This is a genomic window from Pleionea sp. CnH1-48 (genome assembly GCF_024124665.1).
Taxonomy (GTDB): domain Bacteria; phylum Pseudomonadota; class Gammaproteobacteria; order Enterobacterales; family Kangiellaceae; genus JAMXSB01.
In genome coordinates, this window is sequence record NZ_JAMXSB010000005.1 from 347,477 (window position 1) to 357,671 (window position 10,195).

Here is a 10,195-nt window from a genome sequence, read left to right on the forward strand (position 1 = left end):
AACATCAGTAGCAGACAATTTGAATTAACAAGGATGCTATATGAGAGGCCGTGCGCATCACTTAAGTTGAGCTACCTTGCTCATCACTGTCCATAAAGAACTTAAGTATGGTTACCAACGTCAATAACACATCGCTATTAATGAACCCGTTATCAGCGACTCATGCTTGCTGTTGCTTTTGCAACTGAGAAATCATGTTTTCTTCAAAGTACTTATTCCAGATTGTGGCGTTTTAGGTCGGATTCGAACCGACTACCAATTGATTAAAAGTCAATTGCTCTACCCTATGAGCTACAAAAACAATAATCAGATCCCTAGTCTGAGGACATTGTTGAAGGCTGGTACACAATAAAGTTAATAACCCTTGTGCCAGGTGGATGACGACTCCACTCCGCTAGCGCATCAATAAATGTCACCTCTGTTATAGCGAAGAGCGTGCCAACTTTTGACAAAAGCCTTAAAGCATTGATTTTATTATATATTTAATTTCTTAGATGGAATTCCCAACAAATAAAACCTATCATTTTAGATAGATTGCAATCCAAAATAATAGCCACTCGACTTTTAACTTTGATAAGGCTACTTTCATACCAACGCAGAATAGACTCAACGCAGCGGATAAATTGCCAATAGTGCTTTCAAAAGCAGTAAATTAGGCTTTTCTAGTAGTAGGCGCTAATAACGATTAACACATGCCGAGAAGATTACTCATTGCTTTTATATCCACTTTTATCCTCAGCGGTTGTTTGTCTTCCGTTGATACCAAAGGCACCTTTGCACCAAAGCCAGAGATTTATTCAGACAGCGTTATTCAAGTGTATGCAGCGCGAACCAAAGGCAAGAAAAAGGCTTTAGCGGTCCACACCTGGATCAGCGTTAAACCTCGTGGTGCCCTTCATTACACCAGTTATGAAATTATTGGATGGCGATTAAGACGCTACGAAAGCGCCTTAGTCACACGCACCAACATGCCAGATAGAGACTGGTGGGGTCATCAGCCTCAATTGCTACTTGATGTGCGTGGCATTAAAGCCGAGCAACTCATTCCCAAAATAGAACAGGCAGTTGCCAGCTATCCTTATGCTTCCACCTATACCGCCTGGCCAGGGCCAAATAGCAATACCTTTACTGCTTACGTCGGCAAGCAAGTGCCTGAGCTGGGACTCGATTTACCCTCAACCGCAATCGGTAAAGATTATCGCCCAATCAATCAGGTTGCTGGCCTGTCGCCAAGTGGAAGCGGTGTACAATTTTCGTTATGGGGTTTGCTAGGACTTACTTTTGGATATGAAGAAGGGGTAGAGTTGAACTTACTCGGGTTAAATCTGGAACTCGATCTCTTTGATTTAGCGCTAGAACTTCCAGGAATCGGTCGTATCGGATTGCCAGAAACCTCAGCGGATAACAAATCGCAAGCCGTTCAAGACACCGCTCAATCCCCACGCCCCACGGTTTTGGAGCAATAAACTGTACTATTTTTAATCACTTTTATTGAAAAGCAGAACAAATTCTCTTACCCTTACAATTAATATTGCTTTTAGCGATATTAATTGTACTGTCTTTTGCATGAGCCTATAAATATCACATCAAGGCTTAACATAATGGTAGGGGGCCTTGTGGGACATAAGCTTTTTTCATCTCATTATTCTAGTCAGCAGGATTTTAAAGAAGGCGACAAGGTAAGTGTGAGTGCGCTTCCAGACTGGTTAGTCGAAGCCGTCGATGAAAACAGCCTGAAGAATATCCATCAATGCTTACAAGCAGATTTGCAGATAATAAAAATTGAGGACGAGAATATTGTCTGGTTAGAGGCCATCATAGAAAACTCTGACAATGAGTGGACTCTGCACCAGTTTGCCATCGATATCTATCATATTGTGAAAAACTAGGTTTCTTGCCTAATCCCTGAATATCAGTTTCAGCTCTTCCACAACGACGCTTTTCAGTTGCTCAAACTGTCCCTGATAGGTCATGTCGCGAATCTCGACCTGATTGAGCCAAACATCCAATTCCATCTGACAACGTAGCCGATGAATCATCGACGTCGCCGACTGCAAATTTAGCATTAATTGTACGGCAACAGCTTCGGCCTGAGCATAACACAGCTGGATTTTCTCAGTACTCAAACAATGGTTAATCAATCCACCAAACTCAGAGTTAACATCTTGCTGTCCGTTCAGAAAACTCAATGATGGCTCATGGGAAGCAATGGTTGATAAATTCATGCGCCTTACCCGCTAGTCAGGTTAGTAACCTTTATTAAAAACTCTGGTACTAACCGCAATAATTGTCATGATTTAGGGGTGGGCAGAATACCTTATAGTGACCAATTTTCAATCAGCGAAATGGAGCGCTGTGAACTCTCTAATTAAATAGCGTTAAAAATTTCAATATGAAATTTGCTTTCTACTACTAAAAAGGGAGCTAACATAGATTTTCTTTAAAGATCTCTTACTTTATCAAATGCTTGTTCCCTCATACGCCAGTCAGCATCCTTATAAATATTACCTTCCAGATCACGTAACCTACCATTAATTAAATAGCCAGGAACTTCCATTCGTCTTTTATCAAGGATCCATACGCTGACCACTTTCGAAGAAGTAATTTTCTTGTCGAAGAGCGTAACCATAGACTACCTCGCTTATGTTAACTGATACTAAGACCTATCGTCGTGCTTTGGTAGAACATCTTTGTTGTTACGAAACAGCAACAGACTTTACTATTAGACACTAATGAATTCGACAATACACCTTGAAGGCAAGCAAATCCGACTTTGCTTACATAGAAGTAAGCCATTGCCTCCGTCGTCGATTGTTTATTACCCAAAACAATAAAAATGACTGAGAGCAATGGCTTTTTTTATAGCAGATAGCAATTTTTAATGGCGAAAGTCTGACACTCCAATGAATTAAAGAGTAACGTCAACCTTCTGTGCCGAGCGGATAGCCTTCGCAACGGCCTTGTCGACAGACTCATCACGAGCTAATACAACACCCATACGTCGAGTTCCAGAAACTTCTGGCTTACCAAAAAGTCGCAACTGAGTATCGGATTCAGACAATACTTCTGATAACTGCCCAAAGTTCACTTTTTGCGATTCACCAGAAACCAAAATAACACGAGATGCGGAGGGTCCATGCTGCGCAATATTAGGAATAGGTAAGCCCAGAATCGCTCTTGCGTGCAATGCGAATTGAGACAAATCCTGAGAAATCATAGTCACCATACCGGTATCATGAGGACGAGGAGAAACTTCACTGAAAAAGACGCTGTCTTCTTTAATAAAAAGCTCAACGCCAAAAATACCGTAACCACCCAGAGCTGATGTTATTTTTTCAGCAACCTCTTTGGCCCGAGACAATGCCAGCTCATTCATTGCCTGTGGCTGCCATGATTCCTGATAATCACCGTTTTCTTGTCGATGACCAATGGGCTGACAAAAACTGGTGCCGTCTCGATGACGAACCGTTAACAAAGTAATCTCATAATCAAAATCAACAAAACCTTCGATGATGACTTTACCCGCTCCTGTACGTCCACCTTCCTGCGAGTAATCCCACGCGGCCTCCACATCATCAGAGTTGCGCATGGTGCTTTGCCCTTTACCAGATGAACTCATAATAGGCTTTACAATACAGGGAAAACCGATGCGTTCTACAGCGGCCAAAAAATCCTCTTTGTTATCTGCAAACTCATAAGGCGACGTTGCTAACTCAAGTTCTTCAGCAGCCAGGCGGCGTATGCCTTCTCTGTTCATAGTTAGCTGTGCAGCTTTGGCTGTGGGTACAACATTAAAACCTTCGTTTTCTAACTCAACCAGAGTGTCTGTTGCAATCGCTTCAATCTCAGGCACAATTAAATCTGGCTTCTCCAGCTCCACGACCCGTCGTAGCTCTGCACCATCTAACATCGAAAAACAATAACTTCGATCAGCTACCTGCATTGCTGGGGCTTGCTCGTAACGATCGCAGGCAATGACTTCACAGCCGTAGCGCTGTAATTCAATGACCACTTCTTTGCCTAACTCGCCAGAACCACATAGTAAAACTCGAGTCGCGTTTTCTGAAAAAGGCGTACCAATTGAAGACATAAAGTTTCCTATTTAACTAAATGAGAAAATAGAGCGTCTTGTTGAAGTTGCGCTCCAATTGAAAGGGATTTTATCCTTTTTTTTAAACAATTTGTACTCGCAACGACAACATACAAAAAGCCTACGTGCTATTCATCTTCGTTGTAGCTCAAATTCGACGACCAATAACTGACAAGATTTTTGAGTTTCTCTGATCGCCTTTTACTTCAATAGCTTAGCAGTATTATATACCCAGATTTTCCCAATCATCCCACTTTTGCCCGCCATATCTCTCGTCAATAACAACCGCTTTTCATTAGGCTGATTACGTACCGTCGGAGTGACCGACCTATTTAATCCGTTTCAATGGAGAAAACCATGAATAACTTAAGAAAGCTTTTTGTAGTTACTGCTATGACATTGTCTGGTGCCGCTTCAGCTGTTCCTTGGTGCCATGGAGGTACTATCGTAGAAATCGCAAATATAAGCTGGACTCAGTCGGGCATTAATACCCACTTTACTGGTCCTATTCCTGGTGGCGTAGTTGATCCTCAGCGTTATATTGCATGGGAAGCCTCTCATAACTACGCAGGTTACTTCGCTGGTGGCGGTGGTTGGGGGAACGTACCAGGTAAAGGACAGGTAAGAGTCCGCCCCTACGCACCTTACACCTATACCAACATGGTTTCCGGTTATCACACATCACAAGGCTTAAGCTTCAAGCTCGACAAATGTTATGCCACTCCACCACTGGTAGAAATCAAAGAGAAAGAAAAACTCGAAGTATTAAAACCACTCGATGGCATCGATGGCATGGAACGCTACTGGCGACAAGCTGATCGCGAAGTCACACCAATCGATAGTGAACGTTAATACTCCTGATTGTGCGGAGCAACTCGCTTCGCACTTTAGCCTATTTTTATACTCTTAAATTAAGCGAAACTGCCCCACACACCGCTTATTCTCTCACTTTTTACTAATTCGCCCCTAAAGCAAAGGTCTATTTCGGGGTCTAAATCTTTAAGGTAATAAAGTGATATTCTACAACTCAATAAACTACTCCTTGCTTGCATTCTATTGGTTTCCAATACTTTCTATTCTTGGTAAAATCTCGTTTCAATATATGACAAGGAGTCATTAAATTATGCAAGATAGAAGATATCTAAAACAGAAAAAAGAAGGCGGCGTGTATTTGGTTCAAATCGCTGTACCGACAGCATTACGTCATCTAACAAATAACAAAGCCGTTTTAACACGTTCAACAGGAACAAATAATCTTAGAGAAGCCAGAGCGCATAGAGATGTCTTTTTGCGTGAATGGGAAAGTCTAAAACTACAAGCTGGAATAAACCCCAAAGGCCACCGTTTACGTTCTCTCGTAGCAGACCTTAAGCAATCTTATAAAGAATCGTTAGGAGATCATGACACGGCTCAAACTTGGCTTGATGGGCACGACCCTGAATATTATTACAACCAAGGCGATTTGATTATGGCAGACGCTATTAGAATTGCTAAGGGCGGCGAGGCTAAGTTTTCAGGTGTTCAAGAAGGTTACACACTTCCAGAAGTCGCTAAGGAGTATAGAAATACAATTCTAGGCAAGAAGTCCAATGACTACTTAATGAGAATATTTAAATCTGCGTCAAGGTGGGAAGAGTTTGATAAAGAATCTACACCTTTAAAAAATATTGGCAGAGCAAAAGTGGTTGATTTTATTGAGTACCTTTCAAAAGTTGAGGGGTTGAAACATAAAACCATTCGTGACATTTTATCAATCTTCAATAAAACATGGATTTATGCAACCAATAAAGAATATGTTATTGATAAAGCATCGCCGTTTACTGCTCACTCTTTAGATACTTTGAAAATCAACTCTTACGAAACGTTAACGCTGACTGAGTGGGAGGGAGTACTAAAACACTACATTCCCAGATGTAAAACTATAGGAGCTAAGCTCTTTATGTTTCTGGGAATTAGCTCTGGTATGCGTATAGAAGAAATATCAGGACTTAGAAAAGGCGATGTAAAATATGTTGATGATGTATTATGCTTTCACGTTAATGATAAATATCGCTCTGTAAAAACCAAGAATGCAATTAGATATATTCCTGTTATGAATAGATACATTGATGTAGTTAAAAAACTTGCAGAAGGAAATCCCGAAGACTTTTTATTTAATGAAGCAAGAAGAACTTCTAACAGGTTTGCGGGCTGGTTCAGTTATAACATCAAAGAAGCTAAGCGAGCATTTGGAATAACATCACGTCAGAAATCATTCCACAGTTTAAGATGCAATATTGCAACAGCTTGTGAGAATGCCAAGATTGAAGAGCGAACCGCCGCGTGGCTTTGTGGACACTCTCACAATCAAACGTTAACTTACGGCTTATATTCAGACGGTGCAAATATTAAAGAAATCTTAAAACCAGCCATAGATAAGGTTGAAAAGAAACTAGAACCTTTTTTACAGTTTGATAGCTTGGTGTTTAATACGGAGAAGTAAAGAGGTGAGCTTAACGGCTCTCTTCTAACCCTTCATTTATGTCAACCTCTTTTCGAAGCCTTGAATCAGAGCATTTAGTATAGATACTTTTAAAACACTCCGATTCAAGCTTGCTAGCTCGCTACTTCCAAAAGTAACAAAACGTGACTTTTAGGTTTTGGGAACCCCAATTCTTAAAAGCGATGAAACGTCGACTTTGAAAATCTAAAAAGAACAAGTTGTGCTTTTTGAACCGCCATAAAAAACACGCCACAACATAAAACAGGATTTCTTGTTACTCTTTCCCCTAAAACTACACTCAGCGGTTAGTCGCAATTTTTTGTCTCTGCCGTATCTTGATCAATGTGCATATTGCTCAGAAAACAACCGCACCCGAAATTTGTGGTGCGCCTAAAGCTTGGTTTTTATATATATTTACAAAAAGCGGTAAATTTAAACTCCGCGCTCATATTTATGTTATAAAAATAGAGGCCTATAGCAATTAACGGTAATAAGCATTTCTCTTACTTAGCGTCTTCGTTTGACTTCTTTTTCTAAAGCGTATACTTCACGGCATTTATGACAGAACTTTATTTTTGTCTTTTTTTTGTCTTCTTCCCAACACGGGCCATAGGCTACTAAATTCACATGAGGGTATAGCATTTCAATTTTTTCTTGCTCACTTTTCGACGGAGGTATAACCGTACCATAAACCATCTCTACAGTGTCTTCTTGTAAATCTACATTATGAACATGGCAATACTCAAAAATTGACAGTAAGTGTTCATAATCACTAAAAGGATAATCAAACTTCTTTTGAAACCTTTCCCAAGCTTTCTCTTGCCAATAAAGCAACCGCTTTCCTTTTCCATCTATAAGCAAAGAGAGAAACTTTATATATTTCTCTTCTCCTAGCATTTCTCTAAACTGAAGTCTCACTGTTAGTTTATTCATAACTTAAAAACACTGCTAATTGACTATTATTCACTCAGCAAGATGCCTAGTGAAGAAGGATATTTATAGCATAAATTTAAATACCTAAGAGAAACAATAGCTCATATCAACCCTGGTATTAGGCTATAAATATCGAATTACCTTTAAAAAACGTTTAGCTAACCTGCGGCCATGTAAATAACACTAGGCGGCGGTCTGAGAGGCTTTTATCTGTAGATATTTCTACCCCCTCCCCCTTAGAGATAAGATCTCAGAGAGGCTTATAAACAGCTTACAGATCACTTAAATCAGTACATGTGGCAGTCGTTAGTATTAGTGTTAAACCACCAGAGAAACTGTGCAAATCTGCATAATTCTTTTTTTAAGCGAATCTGAAATTTCCGGTTTGGTTATACAGCAGAATTTCTAAATACCCTGAAACGGGGCATTGAATAGAATACCCCAACATTCGAAATGGTAGTGTTCAAATGTCGGATATTCCTACTTTTAGGTGACATCAATGAGTTACAACAATACTTCACCTGATAGGGGTCGATGTTTCGTCGCCCCTCAACTCTGCATCAATAACACATCGCACTCAGGGCAACCTTTAAGCCAGACTTGAGAGTTCCTAACTGTCCTGAAACGAGACGGTCAGCAAATCCAAATACGGCGTTTCACCGTGTTTCAATATTATCAATAACTTACAACGCACTCAGAGCTGACTTGTAAGCCGCTTGATGAAGCATTCAAAACTACCGAATAGGTACTTTTAAGTAAAATCAATAACTTATAACTCCTTCTGACATTTCTAGCTTATCCGTAATCAAACGATTGTAGTTATAGCTCCTTACATCATCATTAGCAGGCTTTCTAAATGACACCTTGTTGCTCATAAATTCACAGTGCAACGGTTCCTCTAGCTTCTTCTTTTCATGCTTATAACGCTGCTCCTTGCAGTATTCGGATAAGATAATTTGTTTCACTTCATCCTCGCTAACTTTAAGTATTGGAAACACATAAGCCACCTCGCCAGTGTCTTCATAAAAGGCTATATTCCCCTCTAATCGTATAACACTCTTTAGGTCTTCTGGTATCGGATAGTCCTGAATACACAGCTCGTAGCTCTCTTCGGGCTCCTCAGAGCCAATACCTTCACCATCAGGCAATGTCCCTAACTCAAACACCTCTTGCCAATAGTCTCTTTCCTCGATATCCCATGCCCATCTTAAAGCAGGGTTAAGCATCAGATAGGACTTATCATAGATAGTTAACACCCTAGCCACTAAGCACCGTTCAAGCTCCTTAATCAGCCTGTAGTAAGCCGAATGGGAGAGCTTAAAGGTTTGATAGGGTTTCTTCGATAACACCAGTAAATTACATTTATCAGCTCTTGCAGCCACCTCCAGAAATAGATTTAAAGCATTCTTGCTCATATTTAACTTAGCCACTCTTAGTAGCTCTGTGCTATCCATGCACGCGTATTTTCGTTTCATAAACCTCCTTATGAATGAGTTTCAAAAAATGGGACAGCGTAAAACCTCTGCACACCTTACAGCACAAGGGCTATAGCCTAAAACACCGCCTTAACTTCCTATTATTAAGAGAGATTACCTTTAAGATTCTTAAGAACCTATAGCTTTATCTTTAAGACACCTATAGCAATAACAACAATGGTAAATTCTATTACACCTAATCTGAAATAAATCTTTAAGACATCTTTAAGATGGTCTAAGCGATGACTTAAGTTGTATCCATAGCTTAAAAAGTTTAAGAAATTTAATCAGCTATAACACCTATGACTTTGTAACTATTGCTCATCCATTGAACATGTAATTAGTATATCGGCTATAGCTCCCTCTTAGGAGGCTTAAAGTTATCTTAAAGATAGCTCCTAGGTCAACTGCTTTAGATGGTGCTTATAACTACTGTTCTAATTTAACTCTTTCATACAAAATTCAATAGCCAATGACCAAAGAGCACTTTTAACAACACTCATAACCAAAACTGTTACATTAGTTTCTAAAGCTATAGAAGGTAGTGTCACACTTTTAAGTTCTCATCGCTTAGACTTTAATCAGCATCTTCTTTTTCAGTCCTTGAAAGGTGAAGTCCTAAGCCGTCTCATAGATGTGCAATAAACTTATCTTCATTGTTAAACGCTTATGATTAAATATTTAATTGTTCATCCTTTGAACATTGTAATTGGTGTATTACCTATAACTCCCTCATAGCCAAGCTAGAGATTATCTTAAAGATAGAGTTTAAGGTCAACTATGGTGTGGATATTTAGGCTAGGTCCATTAGCCACTGTCATCAATCCTCAAATACAGCCTCTTTGGGTAACTCCCAACCGTGCATATCTTCTGTTAGTAGAAAGTGTAATTCATCCATAGAAAGACTTTTTACTTGAGATGGTAACCAATTGTGCTTCTGAACCAGATAGTAATGTATAGCATCCATACCATTTAGACCTTGATATTTCTCTCGCCTTGCTAGTTCATCACCAAAGACAATGAGTGTATAATTTCGTTCTACACTGGTCTCAAATACTTTATGCACACTTCTATAAAATTCTCTTCTACTCATAATGCCTCCAACTAACACCGATTAAACTATCAAGTAAACATTTCGAGATTTACAATTCACATAACAGCTTTATAAGATAATGTTTCTCTATCATATAAATATGCAGATAGAAAGTAGTCTTG

General features: G+C 39.6%; 10 protein-coding genes and 1 tRNA gene. 4 read left to right on the plus strand and 7 right to left on the minus strand.

Going from position 1 to position 10,195, the window contains the following annotated elements; all coding sequences use genetic code 11:
• Positions 1–225 precede the first annotated feature (225 nt).
• A tRNA-Lys gene (locus NH399_RS10400) sits at positions 226–301 on the minus strand.
• Positions 302–692: 391 nt separating this feature from the next.
• Here NH399_RS10400 and NH399_RS10405 point away from each other — a divergent pair.
• Positions 693–1,466, plus strand: coding sequence for a DUF3750 domain-containing protein (locus tag NH399_RS10405; RefSeq protein WP_253040015.1), 774 nt, complete (start codon positions 693–695; stop codon positions 1,464–1,466).
• Between the two features lie 150 nt (positions 1,467–1,616).
• Positions 1,617–1,889 (plus strand): hypothetical protein, encoded by a 273-nt coding sequence (locus NH399_RS10410; RefSeq protein ID WP_253040017.1) that lies wholly within the window; start codon positions 1,617–1,619, stop codon positions 1,887–1,889.
• A 9-nt stretch (positions 1,890–1,898) separates the two neighbouring features.
• On the opposite strand, the gene NH399_RS10415 is transcribed toward NH399_RS10410, so the two are convergent.
• The 3 genes from NH399_RS10415 to purT all read right to left on the minus strand — a co-directional run bounded on the left by NH399_RS10415 (position 1,899) and on the right by purT (position 4,090).
• The gene (locus NH399_RS10415) at positions 1,899–2,225 is read right to left on the minus strand and encodes a hypothetical protein (protein ID WP_253040019.1); all 327 of its coding nucleotides are present in this window, start codon (positions 2,223–2,225) and stop codon (positions 1,899–1,901) included.
• Positions 2,226–2,440: 215 nt separating this feature from the next.
• Entirely contained in the window at positions 2,441–2,629 is a 189-nt protein-coding gene (locus NH399_RS10420) for a hypothetical protein (protein ID WP_253040021.1), read from the minus strand.
• Between the two features lie 279 nt (positions 2,630–2,908).
• Positions 2,909–4,090, minus strand: coding sequence for a formate-dependent phosphoribosylglycinamide formyltransferase (gene purT, locus NH399_RS10425; RefSeq protein ID WP_253040023.1), 1,182 nt, complete (start codon positions 4,088–4,090; stop codon positions 2,909–2,911).
• 357 nt (positions 4,091–4,447) lie between these two features.
• On the opposite strand from purT, the gene NH399_RS10430 reads away from it, so the two are divergent.
• Entirely contained in the window at positions 4,448–4,942 is a 495-nt protein-coding gene (locus NH399_RS10430; protein ID WP_253040025.1) for a hypothetical protein, read from the plus strand.
• 271 nt (positions 4,943–5,213) lie between these two features.
• Positions 5,214–6,572, plus strand: coding sequence for a tyrosine-type recombinase/integrase (locus NH399_RS10435; RefSeq protein WP_253040027.1), 1,359 nt, complete (start codon positions 5,214–5,216; stop codon positions 6,570–6,572).
• A gap of 507 nt (positions 6,573–7,079) precedes the next feature.
• On the opposite strand, the gene NH399_RS10440 is transcribed toward NH399_RS10435, so the two are convergent.
• The 3 genes from NH399_RS10440 to NH399_RS10450 all read right to left on the minus strand — a co-directional run bounded on the left by NH399_RS10440 (position 7,080) and on the right by NH399_RS10450 (position 10,046).
• Positions 7,080–7,505, minus strand: a complete 426-nt coding sequence (locus NH399_RS10440) for a hypothetical protein (RefSeq protein WP_253040039.1) — start codon at positions 7,503–7,505, stop codon at positions 7,080–7,082.
• 761 nt (positions 7,506–8,266) lie between these two features.
• A complete protein-coding gene (locus tag NH399_RS10445) occupies positions 8,267–8,980 on the minus strand; it encodes a hypothetical protein (protein ID WP_253040041.1) in 714 nt (237 codons plus the stop codon).
• Between the two features lie 820 nt (positions 8,981–9,800).
• A complete protein-coding gene (locus NH399_RS10450; RefSeq protein ID WP_253040043.1) occupies positions 9,801–10,046 on the minus strand; it encodes a hypothetical protein in 246 nt (81 codons plus the stop codon).
• Positions 10,047–10,195: the final 149 nt, after the last annotated feature.

Coding starts and splice junctions, on each gene's coding strand:
- NH399_RS10440 (WP_253040039.1), bottom strand. CDS start 7,505: ATGAATAAACTAACAGTGAGACTTCAGTTTAGAGAAATGCTAGGAGAA.
- NH399_RS10420 (WP_253040021.1), bottom strand. CDS start 2,629: ATGGTTACGCTCTTCGACAAGAAAATTACTTCTTCGAAAGTGGTCAGC.
- NH399_RS10405 (WP_253040015.1), top strand. CDS start 693: ATGCCGAGAAGATTACTCATTGCTTTTATATCCACTTTTATCCTCAGC.
- purT (WP_253040023.1), bottom strand. CDS start 4,090: ATGTCTTCAATTGGTACGCCTTTTTCAGAAAACGCGACTCGAGTTTTA.
- NH399_RS10435 (WP_253040027.1), top strand. CDS start 5,214: ATGCAAGATAGAAGATATCTAAAACAGAAAAAAGAAGGCGGCGTGTAT.
- NH399_RS10445 (WP_253040041.1), bottom strand. CDS start 8,980: ATGAAACGAAAATACGCGTGCATGGATAGCACAGAGCTACTAAGAGTG.
- NH399_RS10415 (WP_253040019.1), bottom strand. CDS start 2,225: ATGAATTTATCAACCATTGCTTCCCATGAGCCATCATTGAGTTTTCTG.
- NH399_RS10430 (WP_253040025.1), top strand. CDS start 4,448: ATGAATAACTTAAGAAAGCTTTTTGTAGTTACTGCTATGACATTGTCT.